Origin of the sequence: Streptomyces sp. NBC_00344, from assembly GCF_036088315.1 — a bacterium.
GTDB lineage: Bacteria > Actinomycetota > Actinomycetes > Streptomycetales > Streptomycetaceae > Streptomyces.
The window spans coordinates 5,035,664-5,049,976 of record NZ_CP107996.1; the positions used below are offsets into that span (position 1 = coordinate 5,035,664).

Sequence of the window (14,313 nt, forward strand, 5' to 3'; positions counted from 1 at the left end):
CGCTCGTACCGCCTGCGGCCTCAGCCGTACGCGACTGCCGCCGGCTGCTGCATCCGCAGTTCCTGGGTGCAGCACTTCACACTGCCGCCGCCCTTCAGCAGCTCACCCAGATCGATGCCCATGGGCTCGAACCCCCGGTCCCGCAGCGGTCCGAAGAGACCGACGGCGGCATGCGGCAGCACCACATGACGGCCGTCGCTCACCGCGTTGAGGCCCAGGGCGGCGGCGTCCTCGGACGTCGCGATCAGGGCGTCGGGGAAGAGCCTGGACAGCACGGCGCGGCTCCCGGGGGAGAAGGCGTCCGGGTAGTACATGATCTCGTCGGACGCGTCGTCCAGGACGCTGAGGGCCGTGTCGAGGTGGTAGTAGCGGGGATCGACCAGATCGAGGCCGATCACCGGCCGGCCGAAGAACTCCTGGGCTTCGTCGTGCGAGAGCGGGCTGGAGCGGAAGCCCCGTCCGGCCAGCAGATAGGACGCGGTGACCGCGAAGTCGCCCTCGCCCTCGTTGACATGGAATGGCTGCTGGATGTCGGCGAAGCCGTTCGAGCGGAACCACTCCACATGCGCCTGCGCCTCCTCGGCCCGCTCGGTGAAGGCGAACCGGGCGCCGAGCACCCGTCCGTCCACCACCGTGGCGCCGTTCGCCGCGAAGACCATGTCGGGCAGATCCGGCCTGGGGTCGAGCAGGTCGACGGTATGGCCGAGCGAGCGGTAGCGGTCGCGCAGATCTTCCCACTGGGCGATGGCGAGCGGGATCTCGACCGGTTTCGAAGGGTCCATCCAGGGGTTGATGGAGTACGTCACCCTGAAGTGTGCCGGTGGGCACATCAGATAGCGCCGGGGTCGGGCGTCACGAGGCAATGAGGGCTCCTCACGGCGGAGATGGGCTGCGGGATGTGCAGCCGTCTGGTGCCCATGGTCCGCCCAGCAGGGCGTCGGCGCTGTGCACCGATCGGGTGGTTCACCCACCGTGGCCGGATTCGTTCCGGGTGGTTCACCCACCGTGGCCGTTACCGCGGTGGCCCGCTGCCCGGACGGATCCAGCGGCAGGGCCGAGACGAAACGTATCGGTTCACGATGTTAGATTCCCCGCCATGGCCGACGCCCCCTCCTCCAGAGCACCCGACGCCACCCGCCGCAGCGAGCGCTCGCAGCGGGCGATCCTCGATGCCGCGCTGACGCTCGTCGGCGAGGTCGGGTACAGCAGACTCACCATCGAGGCCATCGCCGCCCGGGCCGGCGTTGGCAAGCAGACCATCTACCGCTGGTGGCCGTCGAAGGCGGCCGTCCTGCTCGATGCCTCCATCGCCCTCGCAGGGGACGCGCAGGCGGACGGCGAATGGGGCGGCTTCCCGGACACCGGTGACATCGCCGCCGATCTCAAGCACGTGCTGCGGCTCACCGTCGATCAGTTCAACGACGAGAAGTACGACGCTCCGGCGCGCGCCCTCACCGCCGCCGGATCGATGGATCCGGAACTCGGCGCGAAATTCACCAGGGAACTGCTCGAACCCTCGCTGGCGCTGTACGAGGAACGGCTCCGCTCCGCGGTGTGGGCCGGTCAGATCGGCCAGGACGTGGACATCAGGATCGCCGTCGAGATGCTGGTGGGCCCGCTCACCCACCGCTGGCTCCAGCGCACCGAACCGCTCACCCACGCTTTCACCGATGTCTGTGTCGACCAGGTACTGCGCGGAATCGCTCCCCGTGGTGGGGCCGGCTGACCCACCCCGGGTGGGAAGTGTGGTCACCCGGGGCGCAGGATGGTGGCAGCATGGAGTCAGCAGGGCAGTGGTGAGGTGAGGGGATAGATGGGAACAGAGTCCGGCCGAGACCGCGTCACGGCGAGCAGAATGCCCCAGTGGCTGCGGCGCCGCCCCAAGGAGTCACCGGACGGGGACCATCTGCGGGAGACCCTGCTGGTCGCCGCCGCGACAGCCGGTCTGCCACTGTCACCGGCCGCCCACCCCATCGGCTACCGGTGTTCCTGCGACCGGGTGGGGTGTCCCACCCCGGCCCGGCATCCGCTCTCCTTCGCCTGGCAGACCCAGTCGACGACCGACCGCGCGCAGGTCGAGCGCTGGGTCCGCAACCAGCCCGACGCCAACTTCATCACCGCGACCGGCATGGTCCTCGACGTACTGGACGTACCGCTCGACGCGGGACGCAGCGCACTGGAGAGGCTGCTCGCCCGGGAGATCCATGTCGGCCCCGTCGCCCGGTCGGGCGACGACCGGATGCTCTTCTTCACCGCCACCCGCGGCACGCCCGAGGACGAGGACGAATGGTGGCCGTGCGAGCTCGACTGCCATCCCGAGACGATGGACGAGCACCCCGGGCTGCGCTGGCACTGCCGTGGCAGCTATGTGCTCGTACCTCCCGCGCGGCTTCCCGGCGGGGCGAGCGTGGAATGGGTCCGCGGTCTCGAGCATCAGCTTCCCGACCCGCTGACTCTGCTGGAGACGCTCACCGACGCCTGCGCACGCTATGCGGGCGAGAACGACCAGGACGACCACGCTGTCGCCTGGCCGCTCGGCCGCTGAGCCGGCGGCCGAGCCGTCCGGCAGCCGGGGTGACCGCAGGTGCCGCTCCGTGCCGCCGGGAGCGGTCCGGCAGCGGCCTGTGCTCCGGGCTCACGCCCCCTTGGCTGCGACCAGGCCCTGTTCCCGGTCGAGAATGGTCACCTGGCCCTGCGCCGGTACCCGGGCGGCCTCGTTGGACACCCGTTCCTTGGTGATGGTGGTCTTCGCGTCGCCGCTCAGCAGCGCCTTCACATCGGGCGACACCGTCAGGTGCAGGCCCTTCGCCGCGGTCTGCTGCTCGAAGTGCCGGGTGGCGAAGAAGACCAGCGCTCCGCCGCCCCTGGTGGCGAGTCCCAGCGGCCGGTAGTCGCCGGAGGCCAGCGGCTGGTCGACGTACTGCGTGCTGAGCCCCGGCAGATCCGCGTTCCTCGCCCGTGACCGGCGCCAGACACTGGTGTGGGTGCCCGCGGCGAAGTGCGCCGGAGCGCCGCTCCTGAGATACGACGCGTACTGCGCACTCAGGTTCCTGGGCGCCACCGCCAGCGAGGCGGCGGCCGGTTTCACGGGCTCGGCCCAGCCGTCCTTGTCCCTGGCGAACACCGGGACTTCCGCAGGGGTGAGCACCGACAGGTAGGCGGCCTTCCACTGCTGGTCCACGGCGTTGCGCACGAACACCACCAGCCAGCGGGTGTCCTGCTGCCCGCCGTCCCGGTCGCGGTTGGAGTCGGTGTCGGCGACGAACCAGCGGGGCCAGCCCGCCTTCTTGGGTATGGCGAATTTCGCGTCCGACAGCTGCAGATCCGTGTGCCGGGTGTTGCCGTCGGGACTGAGGGCGTGCCGGGCCTTCAGCCCCGCCTGGTTGATCGCCCCGAGAGCACCGGTGACCCGGCCCTCGTCGAGAGCCGGGTCGTACGCCTTGTCCGCCTTGTTGTAAGCGACCGTGAAGGCGCTGAGTGCCTGTGCGGCCTCAGCCTTCGTCGCCGACGGTACGGCTTCCAGCTCGCCGTGCACCGTCATGCACCCGCTCGCCGTCAGCGATATCGCCGCCAGCGTCGCGAGACCCGCCGTCAGCCGCCCCAGCCTGCTCATCAGTTGCCTTCTGCTCCCGCGATCCCGCTGCCTTCAAGGACGCTGCGAACCCTACCGGGGCGAGGAACAGCGCGAGCGCCGGGACCAGATAGAGCACCCAGACCGTTGCCTGCAGCACGGTCGGATCGGGCTGGAAGTTGAGCACGCCCTTCAGCAGCGTGCCGTACCAGCTGTCCGGCGGGATGGCCGAGCTGATGTCGAACGCCAGGCTCGGCAGACCGGGGATGAAGTCGGCCTCCTGAAGGTCGTGAACGCCGTAGGCGAGCACGCCCGCCGCCACGATCACCAGCATCCCGCCGGTCCAGGTGAAGAACCTGGACAGATTGATCCGCACCGCACCCCGGTAGAACAGCCACCCGAGCAGCACGGCGGTGGCGATACCGAGCAGTGCGCCGATCATCGGCGCCTGGGTGCCGTTGGTCGATGTGTGCACCGAGGACCAGATGAACAGCGCGGTCTCCAGGCCTTCACGGCCCACCGCCAGGAAAGCGGTCGCGACGAGGGCGCCCGTACCCATCTGCAGGGCGGCGTCCAGCTTGCCGTGCAATTCGGTCTTCAGATGCCGCGCGGTGCGCCGCATCCAGAAGACCATCCAGGTCACCAGGCCCACCGCGATGATGGACAGGGAGCCGCCCAGCGCCTCCTGGGCCTTGAACGTCAGCTCCTGCGAACCGAATTCGAGTGCGAAGCCGAAGGCCAGGGCGACGAGCACGGCGGTGGAGATACCGATCCAGATCGGCCGCAGTGCGTCACGCCGCTCCGTCTTGACCAGATAGGCGATGAGGATGCACACGACCAGGCTCGCTTCGAGCCCTTCGCGCAGGCCGATCAGATAGTTGCCGAACACGTCGGATCCTTTCTGGTTGCAGGAACCGGGCTTGCAGAAACCAGGACAGCGGAGTCACGCGAACAGTGCACGGCCCCACCAGTCGCTCTTGTCGCGAACGCCCGGCGGCACCGCGAAGTGCGCCGAACCCACGTGCTGGATGTACTCGTTGAGCGCATCGTGCCGCGAGAGACTGCGCTGCAGCGGGATGAACCCGTTGCGGACGTCCTTCTGATAGGCGAGGAAGAACAGGCCGGCGTCCAGCCGGCCGAGGCCGTCCGTGCCGTCGGTGAAGGAGTAGCCGCGGCGCAGGATCCGGATGCCGTGGTTGGAGTCCGGGTGGGCGAGCCGCACATGCGAGGTGGGCAGCATGGCCTTGAGGAAGGGTTCGTCGCGCTCCTTCGCCTTGCCGACCGGTGCGCCCTCGCCCTTGCTCCGGCCGAAGGTGTCCTCCTGCTCCTGGAGCGAGGAGCGGTCCCAGGTCTCGATGTGCATCCGGATCCGGCGGGCCACGAGATAGGAGCCGCCGGTCATCCAGTCGGGGCCCTCCTTCCCGGAGACCCAGACATGTTTGTCGAGCGCGGCGGTGTCGGTGCCCGGGATGTTCCGGGTGCCGTCCTTGAAACCCATCATGTTGCGCGGGGTCTGGGCATCCGGCGTGGTCGACGAGGTCTTGCCGAAGCCCAGCTGAGACCAGCGGATCGCGATCTTCCCGAAGCCGATCCTGGCCAGATTGCGGATCGCGTGCACGGCGACCTGCGGGTCGTCCGCGCAGGCCTGGACGCACAGATCGCCCCCGCTGCGGGTCGCCTCGAGGTTGTCGCCGGGGAATTTCGGCAGGTCGACGAGCGCGTCAGGCCGCCTGTCCTCCAGGCCGAACCGGCCCTTCTCGAACAGGCCGGGGCCGAAGCCGACCGTCAGTGTCAGCCGGGAAGGCCTGAGCCCCAGCGCCTCGCCGGTGTCGTCCGGCGGGGCCTCAGGCAGCCCGCCGAAGGCGCCGTCGCCCACCGGGTGCCCCTGGGTCATCAGCGCGGCGGCCTTCGTCCAGTCCTTGAGCAGCTGGACCAGTTCGGCGCGGTCGTCGGTGGTGACATCGAAGGACGCGAAGTGCAGCCGGTCCTGAACAGCGGTGGCGATACCGGCCTGATGCCTGCCGTGGAACGCCACCGCGCTCCCGGTGTCCGCCGCGGGCACGACTTCGTCGCCGGTACTCAGCGCGGCGGCCGTGCCCCCTGCGGCGACTGCCCCGAGGGCGAGCCCCGCCCCGCCCCAGCCGATCAGCGAACGCCGGGACGGGGACGCGGGGGCGGTGTCTTGCTCAGTCATGGCGGCCCTACTTCGATACGACGGCGGCGGCGAGCTTCGACAAGGGCTCGGCGAGCGCGTTGACCGCGTCCGAGAGACCCTTGCGGTCCTTCTCCGGGACCTTGTCGTACGAGGTGAAGTCGTACGAGGTCTTGTCCTTGCGGTAGTTGTCGAGCAGCTTGTTGAGCGCGGCGAACTGCTTGTCGAGCTCCTTGGCCAGCGCCGGGTCGTTCCTGGACGCGATCGGCTTCAGCAGCTCGTACGCCTGCTGTGCGCCCTCGACGTTCGCCTTGAAGTCGACCAGGTCGGTGTGGCTGTAGCGGTCCTCCTCACCGGTGATCTTCCCGGTGGCGACCTCGTCGAGGAGCTCCTTGGCGCCGTTGGCCATGGAGGTCGGGGTGATCGCGGCCTTGCCGACGCGCTTCTGCCAGTCCGCGAGGTCCTTGTCCAGCTGGGTGGCGAGCGACTTCTCGGTGGCGCCGATCTTCTTGTCCTGCCAGAGGGACTTCTCCAGCCGGTGCCAGCCGGTCCACTTCTGGCCCTTCTCCAGGCCGTCGGCGCGGGTGTCGGTCTTCGGGTCGATGTCACCGAAGGACTCCGCGACCGGCTCGGTGCGCTCCCAGCCGATGCGCGAAGGGGCGTACGCCTTCCTGGCCGCATCGAGGTCGCCCTTGCGGATGGCGTCGGTGAAGACCTTCACCTTGGGCAGCGTCGCGTCGGCCTGGTCCTGCGCGTAGGTGCGGTAGTCGGCGACCGCGGCATCCAGCTTCGGGTCGCGCTTGACGGCCTTGCCGCCGGTGACGGTGACCTTCTGGCGGATACCGTTGCCCTTCATGCCGGGCTTGCAGGCGATTTCGTAGGAACCGGCCTTCACCTCGGCCGTCAGGGTCTGCTTCAGGCCGGGGCCGATGTTCTCGCGCTCGGCGACGATGCGGTCGTCCGGGAAGAGCAGATAGACCTCGGTGACCTTGGAGCCCTTGTTCTCCAGGGCGAGCTGCACGTGCCCGGCGGGGAACTCGGTCTTGGACACCTTGCAGGACGAGTCGGAGGCGGTGACCTGAATGGCATCGCTGCCACCGGCCTTGGCGTCGCTCTTTTCGGCACAGCCCGTTACAGCGGTCAGAGCTGCTACGGCTGTGGCAGCGGTGACGACGGAGAGGCGGACGGGTCGCATACGGGCTCCACGCTGGGGTGAAAGGGCGAGTGAGGCAGACCTAACTTAACCGAGGCTTACCTGGCTGATACCCACCCGTGCCGTGATTCAGGTCTCACTCCGGGCCGCGCATCACAGCCGCATCACACCTGACCCATGTCAGGGTCAAGCACCGGTCAAGGTCTCCGGCGCCCCGGGACGGCCCGGTGTCCCGCCGGGCGTGGCCCGCCGAAGGGAGCCCGGCCGCCGCGCCTGCGGTGTTTGAATATCCGGATGAACGAGATCGACGTACTCAGTGTCTTCTGCGGGCCGGACGGCCGGCACGGCAACAAACTGGGCGTCGTACGGGAGGGGGGCGACTATCCCGATACGGCGTCCCGGCAGGCCCTGGCGGCTGAACTCGGCTTCAGTGAGACGGTGTTCGTGGACGACCCCGAGCGCGGCCGGGTCGACATCCACACCCCGGGTCTGCGCCTCCCGTTCGCCGGACACCCGCTGGTCGGCGCCGCGTGGCTGCTGGACATCGACGTACTGGAACTCGCGGTGGGCGAGATCTTCGCTCGGCAGGACGGCGAGTTCACCTGGATCGCCGCCCGCCCGGAGTGGGCGCCCCCGCGGGAGATCCGGCGGTACCCGTCGGCGGCGGACGTCGACGCACTGCCGAGCCCTCCGCCGGGCGACGGCTGGCTGTACGCCTGGGCCTGGGAGGACGAGGCCGCGGGGCGGGTGCGGGCCCGGGCCTTCCCGCGGCGCGACGACAACATCGTGGAGGACGAGGCCACCGGAGCCGCGGCCATGCTGCTCACCGCCGAGCTGGGCCGCGCCCTCAACATCAGCCAGGGCCGGGGATCCCAGCTGCTGACCGCGCCCGCCCCGGACGGCACCGTCGAACTGGGCGGCCGGGTGCGTTTCGCCGGCTGAACCGGCGTCCGTCAGCGGGCCGCGGACCCCGCCCTCCGTGCGGGCGGGCTGTGTCCCGGGCGCGGCCTACGCGCTGAGCGGGAACTCCTCACCCAGTTCCCTGAACACGGCCGTGTTCAGGGCGAACGCCCGTCTGCACTCGTCCACGATCCGCTGCTTCTCCAGATCGTCCGCGTCCACCGCGTTCAGTATGTCCCGGTATCCGCGCTTGAACGCGGCCGGATTGGCGATCTTCTCGAAGACGTAGAACCGGACGCCGTCGCCCTTGCGTGCGAAGCCCCACGCCCGCTCCGCCCTGTCCCGGATGATCTGCCCGCCGGAGAGATCCCCGAGATAGCGGGTGTAGTGATGGGCGACGTATCCGGCCGGCCAGCTGTTGGCGCACTCCACCACCCGCCGGGCGTACGCCGCTGTCGCGGGGAGCGCCGTCAGGCCCTCGCGCCAGCCCGCGCCCCGCAGATGCGCCAGATCCCGCTCCAGCTCGGCCGTACGCATCAGTTCGGGCCGGATGAACGGGCCGGCGAGGGGATCATCGGCCAGCGGGCCGGCGCCCTCCTCCAGTGCCCGGTACACGAACCACAGCTGTTCGGTGTAGCGGGCGTACGCTTCCACGCCAAGCCGGCCGCCCAGCAGATCGCCCATGAACGTCGTGGACTCGGCCTCGGTGTGCTGCTGATGTGACGCGGTGCGGATGAGCGTGGAGAAGTCGTCCATGGCGGGCCTCCGGGGGCCGGGGGAACAGGGGTGTCCCGTTCCCGACATTCCGTCGGTAAACGGCCTACCCCGCGGGAGCCCCCGGCCAACCCGCCGATCGGGGGAGCGCGGGGTCAGGGCAGCGTCAGAACGTCCGCCCCGGTCTCCGTCACCACCAGCGTGTGCTCGAACTGCGCCGTCCGCTTCCGGTCCTTGGTCACCACGGTCCAGCCGTCCTCCCACATGTCGTACTCATGCGTCCCGAGGGTCAGCATCGGCTCGATCGTGAAGGTCATCCCGGTTTTGATCACCTCGGTCGCATACGGGCTGTCGTAGTGCGGAACGATCAGACCGGAGTGGAACGAGGTGCTGATGCCGTGACCGGTGAAGTCACGGACGACCCCGTAGCCGAATCGCTTCGCGTACGACTCGATGACCCGGCCGATGATGTTGATCTGACGGCCAGGCCTGACCGCCTTGATGGCCCGGTTCAGTGCCTCCCTGGTCCGCTCGACCAGCAGCGTCGACTCCTCGTCGACGTCGCCGCAGAGGTAGGTGGCGTTGTTGTCGCCGTGCACGCCGTTGAGGTACGCGGTGACGTCCAGATTCACGATGTCGCCGTCCTGCAGCACCGTGGAGTCCGGAATTCCGTGACAGATCACCTCGTTGACCGAGGTGCACAGTGACTTCTTGAACCCGCGGTAACCGAGCGTCGACGGATAAGCCCCGTGGTCGCACATGAACTCATGGGCGACCCGGTCGAGTTCGTCCGTCGTCACACCGGGCACGATGTACTTGGCGGCCTCGCCCATCGCCTGCGCGGCGATACGGCCCGCGACACGCATCCGTTCGACGGTGTCGGCGTTCTGGACTTCCGGCCCGGTGTACGGCGTCGGCGCGGGCTTGCCCACGTACTCGGGGCGCCGGATGTTTCCGGGTACGGAACGGGTGGGAGAGAGCTCCCCTGGTACAAGCAGTGACTGGCCAGACATGTCAGCGAGTGTAAGAGAGAGGGACGGGACCCATGGCTCTGTTCAAGAAGCGTGCGGCCGCAAAACCGGGCGAATGGTACTACTGCCTGCAGCACAAGAAGGCCGAGGAGGGGCCGGAATGTCCGTCCAAGAACCGCTTCGGCCCGTACTCCACCCGTGAGGAGGCGACCCATGCGATGGAGAAGGCGGCCGAACGCAACGAGGACTGGGACAACGACCCCAAATGGAACGACAGAAGCGGTGAGGCCGGCTGACGGACCGACCTGAGTCGCTGCCGGAGCCTCCGAGGAGTTACCGAGCGGGGTGACCGGCCCCGGGCTCCGAGCGCACCGGCCCGGAGCGCACCGGTCAGAGCGCAGCAGCCGCCGCCCCCTCCTTCTGGGCGCGGCGCAGCTGCGCGTCCGCGTCGGTGGCGGCGTCGTAGGTCATCAGCTTCGGCAGCACGGCCGCGAGCAGCCCGACCGAGGCGACACAGGCGAGCCCGCCGCTCCAGATGGCGGTCCTGGCCCCTGTCCAGCCCGCCAGCGTGCCCGCCCTGACCTGGCCGAGCTGGGGGCCGACGCTGTACGAGAGCACCTCAATGCCCGCAAGCCGCCCTCGCAGCTCCTCCGGGATGGTCTGGTTCCAGATGGTGGAGCGTCCCAGTCCGCTGAGCATGTCGCCGGCGCCCGCGAAGGCCAGACAGAGCAGTACAAGCCAGATGTTCGAGAACCGGCCCGCCGCGGTGATCGCCAGACCCCAGCCGGCCGCCCCGCACACGACGAGGAGTCCGTGCCGCCGCACCTTCGAGGTCCAGCCGCTGGTCAGGCTGAGCAGTACGGACCCCACCGACCCGGCGGCGTACATCAGTCCCAGCGACCACGGGGCGTCCAGATCGTCCGCGAGGAACGGGAAGACCGAGTTCGGGTAGGCGAAGAACATCGCGGCCAGATCGATGGCGTACGTCCCGAGCAGCACAGGTCTGCTCCACGCATAGCGAGCGCCCTCGGCGACCCCGCGCAGCGACGGCTTGTCGGCCTCGTGCGCCGGCGGTGCGGGGGAGAGCCGGGTGCACATCGCGACCGACACGGCGAAGCCGAGCACGGTGACGGTGTACGCGGTGGGGTAACCGGCGTAGGCGACGACCAGGCCCGCCAGCGCGGGACCCGCGATCGCCCCCGTCTGCCAGCGCAGGGCGTTGAGCGCGGCGGCAGCGGTCAGCTGGTCGTGCGGGACGATCCGTGCGAGCAGCGAGTCCAGGGCGGGGCGCTGCAGTCCGGCAAGGGCCGATACACCGGCGGCGACGACGTACAACGGCCACAGCAGCGGCCGGCCCAGCAGCGAATTGACCAGCAGCAGCACCGCCAGCAGCCCGAGCCCCGCCTCGGTGCCCAGAATGACCTTGCGGCGGTCGGCCGCGTCGGCGAGTGCGCCGCCGTACAGCCCGAAGACCACCAGCGGCACCAGCTCGACCGCGCCCATCGCACCGACCGCGGCCGGTGAACCGGTGAGGTCCTTGATCTGCAGGGGCAGCGCGATCAGTGCCATGGAGCTGCCGAAGAAGGCGATCAGCCCCTGGACCCAGAGCAGCCGGAAGTCGGGCGAGGACCGCCAGGGGGTGAGGTCGGGAAGTATCGCGCCGAGCCGTATGCGTGAAGCCACGAGAGGTCATGTTCGGCGCGCGGCGTCCCGGTCCGCAACCGGTTTACCAGCGGTCCGGCGGTGGAGCGGTCAACTGATCGGCCAGCCGCGACAGCCGGTCCCGGAAACGCCATCCGCCGCGCTGCGCCGGCAGGCTGTTCTCCCCCGCGGCCGCGCTGACCAGGTGCTGCACGGTGTCGAAGTCCACGTCGTCCTCGGCCGCCACCGTCAGCGTCTCGTGCGCGAGCCCCCGCACCTCGGTGTCCCCGCTGTCCAGTGACAGTACGGTCGCACCGGCCCGCCGGGCCCCGTGCACCCGCTCCAGCAGCCCGCCACCGGGCCGCTGCGGCGCCACCATCAGCAGCGTCTGGCCCCGTCCTGCCGCCTCGAGGCGCCCGAGCCCCACGGAGAGATGCGCGGGCTGCCCAGCCTCCACCCGGTGGCGCACCAGTGTGGGAGCGAGCTCGGGCAACCCCGACCATGCGGCCTCGTCGACCAGGTGTGCTGCCAGATGCCACGGCTCGTACTGCTCGGTGCCCACCAGCAGCAGCCCCCCGCCGTGCGGCACCACGGACGAGCGCAGTGCTCCGGCGAACCTCCGGGTGGTGCGCGGCCATTCGGTTCCGGCGAGTACTTCCCTCAGCAGGGCCACACGTACGGCGTCCATGGCCGGGCATCCTGCCTCAGCCGGCCCGTCGGGGGAGCGTATCGGCGAGGAATCACCTGTACGTGTCAAGACTGCGACCGGGACGACTCGGTGCGGCCGACGTGGCTCGGCACAGGGAAGCGCTGGGCGGATGCTGCCCGCGACGGCACTAGGGTCACACCATGACTTCCACCGACAGTGCACAGAAGCCCGCGCCCAAGGACCCCTGGGACCTGCCCGATGTGTCCGGCCTGGTCGTCGGCGTCCTCGGCGGGACCGGGGACCAGGGGCGTGGGCTCGCCTACCGGCTGGCCAGGGCCGGCCAGAAGGTGATCATCGGGTCGCGGGCGGCCGAGCGGGCGCGCACCGCAGCCGACGAGCTGGGGCACGGCGTCGAGGGCGCCGAAAACGCCGAGTGCGCGCGCCGCAGTGATGTCGTCATCGTGGCGGTGCCGTGGGACGGGCACGCCAAGACGCTCGAGTCGCTGCGGGAGGAGCTGAGCGGCAAGCTCGTCGTGGACTGCGTCAATCCGCTGGGCTTCGACAAGAAGGGCGCCTACGCACTGAAGCCCGAGGAGGGCAGCGCCGCCGAACAGGCCGCCGCCCTGCTCCCGCAGGCGCGGGTCGCCGCCGCGTTCCACCATCTGTCGGCCGTGCTGCTCCAGAACCCGGAGATCGAGCAGATCGACACCGACGTGATGGTGCTCGGCGAGGAACGTGCCGACGTCGAGATCGTGCAGGCGCTGGCCGGGCGGATCCCAGGAATGCGCGGGGTCTTCGCCGGACGGCTGCGCAACGCCCACCAGGTCGAGTCGCTGGTGGCCAACCTGATCTCCGTGAACCGCCGCTACAAGGCACATGCGGGGCTGCGCGTCACCGACGTGTGACCGGCGGCACCTGCCCGGCCCACCACCGACGTGCGTGTGCGAATGGGGCATGGGGGACACTGGGCGGGAGCAGTACCGCCCTTCCGGACAGGAGCCGACCCCCATGCCCCGCCTTGCTGTGTACGCCCTCGCCGTCTGTGCCCTTGCCGTGGTCGCGGCCGTGGTGTCCTTCGTCCAGGGCAGTCTGATCGGGATCGTCTGGATCCTGCTGGCCGGACTCTCGTCGAACATGGCCTGGTACTACCTGCGCAGGGCCAGGACCGCGGACAGGGCTCCCGTCGCGGAGTAGCCACCGGCGTCAGCCGCCGGACGGGCAGAACAGACCGTCCGGCTTGCCCTGCCAGAAGCGGTAGAACGCCTGACCGCAGTAGGTGTCCAGATCGCTGACCCCCAGGGCGCGCAGAATCGCGTCGACCACGTCGAAGAAGACATGGTTCACCGCGGGGATCCACAGCAGCCCGAAGACGACCAGCAGCCCGATCTGGGCGAAGGGCTCCACCTGGCGGCGGATCTCGTGCGAGAGCCACGGCTCGATCACGCCGTACCCGTCCAGACCGGGAACCGGCAGGAAGTTCAGGATCGCCGCCGTCAGCTGGAGCAGTGCCAGAAAACCGAGCGCGGATCGGAATGCCGGCGGCACCCCGTCCAGTGCGTGCAGCCAGAACGGTGCCGTGCAGACGACCGCGAACAGCACGTTGGTCAGCGGACCCGCGGCGGAGATCAGACTGTGCCGCCAACGGCCCCGGATCCGGCTCCGCTCGATGAAGACCGCACCGCCGGGCAGGCCGATGCCGCCGAGGATCACGAAGATGACCGGCAGCACGATGGACAGCAGGGCATGCGTGTACTTGAGCGGGTTGAGGGTCAGATAGCCCTTCGCCCCGATCGAGATGTCGCCGCTGTGCAGGGCGCTGCGGGCGTGTGCGTACTCGTGCAGACAGAGCGAGACCACCCACGCCGATGTCACGAAGAGAAACACCGCGAGCCCCGGGGACAGCGCGTACTGCCTCGCCCGGAGTGTGAACTCGGGAAACGGTGTGAAACCGGCCCACACCGCCCAGCCGGTGACCGCCATCACGGCGACGATCCCGAGGAAGACCGGGCTGATCCGCCGGTCGCTGTTGCGGGTGGTGGCGGTGGTCATGGGTGGTGCTCCTGGTCATGGGGGCCGGTCCCGGAGAGCCGACCGTACAGGTGACACGCGCTAAACGTCTCGCGCCCGGACGGGAGTTCCGGGGAAGGTGGGGGGCATGACCGTATGGCGGGTGATGTACGACGACTGGGCGATGGAGTGCTGCGGCACACCGTTCTCGGTAGGGGACGAAGTGGTGTGGGACGTGGCTCGGGACACCGGAGGGTGCCCGGGTGGTGATGACGGGACAGGAGTGCTGCGCGTCGCGACCCACGGCACCGGTGCTCCCGTGGTCGACCGGCTCGCCGGGCGGGTGCGGTCCATCCAGGTGGTGACCGAGGGCTTCGCCGTCTCGCCGGAGGACGGGGGATACCGGCGGGTGCCGGGTGAGAGGTCGCTGCGGCAGGTGACGACCTGCCCCAAGCGGTTTGCCCGGGGGCCGGCCGAAGGCGGCCGGCGCAGTGAGGAGACCGGCGTTCTCGTCGAGCTGGACACGTCGGGCGGCTGAGGTGTTCGCCGTAACGG

General features: G+C 69.7%; 16 protein-coding genes and 1 pseudogene. 7 read left to right on the forward strand and 10 right to left on the reverse strand.

The annotated features are described in order from the left end of the window. Positions 1-20: 20 nt before the first annotated feature. Positions 21-878 (reverse strand): annotated as a pseudogene (gene ddaH, locus OHS16_RS22730) (dimethylargininase); the annotation flags it as partial. Positions 879-1,096: 218 nt separating this feature from the next. Here ddaH and OHS16_RS22735 point away from each other — a divergent pair. After that, positions 1,097-1,726, forward strand: a complete 630-nt coding sequence (locus OHS16_RS22735) for a TetR/AcrR family transcriptional regulator (protein ID WP_328539078.1) — start codon at positions 1,097-1,099, stop codon at positions 1,724-1,726. Between the two features lie 87 nt (positions 1,727-1,813). Next, positions 1,814-2,545, forward strand: a complete 732-nt coding sequence (locus OHS16_RS22740; protein WP_328539079.1) for a bifunctional DNA primase/polymerase — start codon at positions 1,814-1,816, stop codon at positions 2,543-2,545. Positions 2,546-2,635: 90 nt separating this feature from the next. Here the strand turns inward: OHS16_RS22740 and OHS16_RS22745 are convergent, their stop codons facing one another. From OHS16_RS22745 to efeO, 4 genes are read right to left on the reverse strand one after another with little or no spacing between them, the layout of a single operon-like run. Next, positions 2,636-3,604, reverse strand: a complete 969-nt coding sequence (locus tag OHS16_RS22745; RefSeq protein WP_328540949.1) for a hypothetical protein — start codon at positions 3,602-3,604, stop codon at positions 2,636-2,638. Continuing rightward, on the reverse strand, positions 3,492-4,460 hold the full coding sequence (efeU, locus tag OHS16_RS22750; protein ID WP_328539080.1) for an iron uptake transporter permease EfeU: 969 nt from the start codon (positions 4,458-4,460) through the stop codon (positions 3,492-3,494). The genes OHS16_RS22745 and efeU overlap by 113 nt, the downstream gene beginning before the upstream one ends. 54 nt (positions 4,461-4,514) lie before the next feature. Beyond that, positions 4,515-5,765 carry an iron uptake transporter deferrochelatase/peroxidase subunit gene (gene efeB, locus OHS16_RS22755; protein WP_328539081.1) on the reverse strand — a complete coding sequence of 417 codons (1,251 nt, stop codon included), beginning with the start codon at positions 5,763-5,765 and terminating at the stop codon, positions 4,515-4,517. A 7-nt stretch (positions 5,766-5,772) separates the two neighbouring features. Continuing rightward, entirely contained in the window at positions 5,773-6,918 is a 1,146-nt protein-coding gene (gene efeO / locus OHS16_RS22760; RefSeq protein WP_328539082.1) for an iron uptake system protein EfeO, read from the reverse strand. 252 nt (positions 6,919-7,170) lie between these two features. Here efeO and OHS16_RS22765 point away from each other — a divergent pair, with 252 nt between their 5' ends. Then, positions 7,171-7,818, forward strand: coding sequence for a PhzF family phenazine biosynthesis protein (locus OHS16_RS22765; RefSeq protein WP_328539083.1), 648 nt, complete (start codon positions 7,171-7,173; stop codon positions 7,816-7,818). Between the two features lie 66 nt (positions 7,819-7,884). Here OHS16_RS22765 and OHS16_RS22770 read toward each other — a convergent pair whose 3' ends face one another. Next, entirely contained in the window at positions 7,885-8,532 is a 648-nt protein-coding gene (locus OHS16_RS22770; protein ID WP_328539084.1) for a biliverdin-producing heme oxygenase, read from the reverse strand. Between the two features lie 113 nt (positions 8,533-8,645). After that, positions 8,646-9,503, reverse strand: a complete 858-nt coding sequence (map, locus tag OHS16_RS22775; protein ID WP_328539085.1) for a type I methionyl aminopeptidase — start codon at positions 9,501-9,503, stop codon at positions 8,646-8,648. 32 nt (positions 9,504-9,535) lie between these two features. Here map and OHS16_RS22780 point away from each other — a divergent pair, with 32 nt between their 5' ends. After that, positions 9,536-9,757 (forward strand): hypothetical protein, encoded by a 222-nt coding sequence (locus OHS16_RS22780; protein WP_328539086.1) that lies wholly within the window; start codon positions 9,536-9,538, stop codon positions 9,755-9,757. A 94-nt stretch (positions 9,758-9,851) separates the two neighbouring features. Here OHS16_RS22780 and OHS16_RS22785 read toward each other — a convergent pair whose 3' ends face one another. Then, a complete protein-coding gene (locus OHS16_RS22785) occupies positions 9,852-11,144 on the reverse strand; it encodes an MFS transporter (RefSeq protein ID WP_328539087.1) in 1,293 nt (430 codons plus the stop codon). A gap of 43 nt (positions 11,145-11,187) precedes the next feature. Beyond that, a complete protein-coding gene (locus OHS16_RS22790) occupies positions 11,188-11,790 on the reverse strand; it encodes a hypothetical protein (protein ID WP_328539088.1) in 603 nt (200 codons plus the stop codon). A gap of 161 nt (positions 11,791-11,951) precedes the next feature. Here OHS16_RS22790 and npdG point away from each other — a divergent pair, with 161 nt between their 5' ends. Together npdG and OHS16_RS22800 are read left to right on the forward strand one after the other, a co-directional pair. Further along, on the forward strand, positions 11,952-12,656 hold the full coding sequence (gene npdG, locus OHS16_RS22795; RefSeq protein ID WP_328539089.1) for an NADPH-dependent F420 reductase: 705 nt from the start codon (positions 11,952-11,954) through the stop codon (positions 12,654-12,656). Positions 12,657-12,759: 103 nt separating this feature from the next. Continuing rightward, a complete protein-coding gene (locus OHS16_RS22800; RefSeq protein ID WP_443042675.1) occupies positions 12,760-12,945 on the forward strand; it encodes a hypothetical protein in 186 nt (61 codons plus the stop codon). A 9-nt stretch (positions 12,946-12,954) separates the two neighbouring features. Here the strand turns inward: OHS16_RS22800 and OHS16_RS22805 are convergent, their stop codons facing one another. After that, on the reverse strand, positions 12,955-13,800 hold the full coding sequence (locus OHS16_RS22805) for a site-2 protease family protein (protein ID WP_328539091.1): 846 nt from the start codon (positions 13,798-13,800) through the stop codon (positions 12,955-12,957). Between the two features lie 106 nt (positions 13,801-13,906). Between OHS16_RS22805 and OHS16_RS22810 the strand changes: the two genes are divergently transcribed. After that, positions 13,907-14,296, forward strand: a complete 390-nt coding sequence (locus OHS16_RS22810) for a DUF6578 domain-containing protein (protein ID WP_328539092.1) — start codon at positions 13,907-13,909, stop codon at positions 14,294-14,296. The last annotated feature ends 17 nt before the right edge of the window (positions 14,297-14,313 follow it).

Excerpts from the sequence above, each read along its gene's own strand:
- OHS16_RS22805 (WP_328539091.1), bottom strand. The coding sequence starts at position 13,800 with ATGACCACCGCCACCACCCGCAACAGCGACCGGCGGATCAGCCCGGTC.
- OHS16_RS22735 (WP_328539078.1), top strand. The coding sequence starts at position 1,097 with ATGGCCGACGCCCCCTCCTCCAGAGCACCCGACGCCACCCGCCGCAGC.
- OHS16_RS22810 (WP_328539092.1), top strand. The coding sequence starts at position 13,907 with ATGACCGTATGGCGGGTGATGTACGACGACTGGGCGATGGAGTGCTGC.
- OHS16_RS22790 (WP_328539088.1), bottom strand. The coding sequence starts at position 11,790 with ATGGACGCCGTACGTGTGGCCCTGCTGAGGGAAGTACTCGCCGGAACC.
- efeB (WP_328539081.1), bottom strand. The coding sequence starts at position 5,765 with ATGACTGAGCAAGACACCGCCCCCGCGTCCCCGTCCCGGCGTTCGCTG.
- efeO (WP_328539082.1), bottom strand. The coding sequence starts at position 6,918 with ATGCGACCCGTCCGCCTCTCCGTCGTCACCGCTGCCACAGCCGTAGCA.
- OHS16_RS22765 (WP_328539083.1), top strand. The coding sequence starts at position 7,171 with ATGAACGAGATCGACGTACTCAGTGTCTTCTGCGGGCCGGACGGCCGG.
- OHS16_RS22800 (WP_443042675.1), top strand. The coding sequence starts at position 12,760 with ATGCCCCGCCTTGCTGTGTACGCCCTCGCCGTCTGTGCCCTTGCCGTG.
- OHS16_RS22770 (WP_328539084.1), bottom strand. The coding sequence starts at position 8,532 with ATGGACGACTTCTCCACGCTCATCCGCACCGCGTCACATCAGCAGCAC.
- OHS16_RS22780 (WP_328539086.1), top strand. The coding sequence starts at position 9,536 with ATGGCTCTGTTCAAGAAGCGTGCGGCCGCAAAACCGGGCGAATGGTAC.
- map (WP_328539085.1), bottom strand. The coding sequence starts at position 9,503 with ATGTCTGGCCAGTCACTGCTTGTACCAGGGGAGCTCTCTCCCACCCGT.
- OHS16_RS22740 (WP_328539079.1), top strand. The coding sequence starts at position 1,814 with ATGGGAACAGAGTCCGGCCGAGACCGCGTCACGGCGAGCAGAATGCCC.
- npdG (WP_328539089.1), top strand. The coding sequence starts at position 11,952 with ATGACTTCCACCGACAGTGCACAGAAGCCCGCGCCCAAGGACCCCTGG.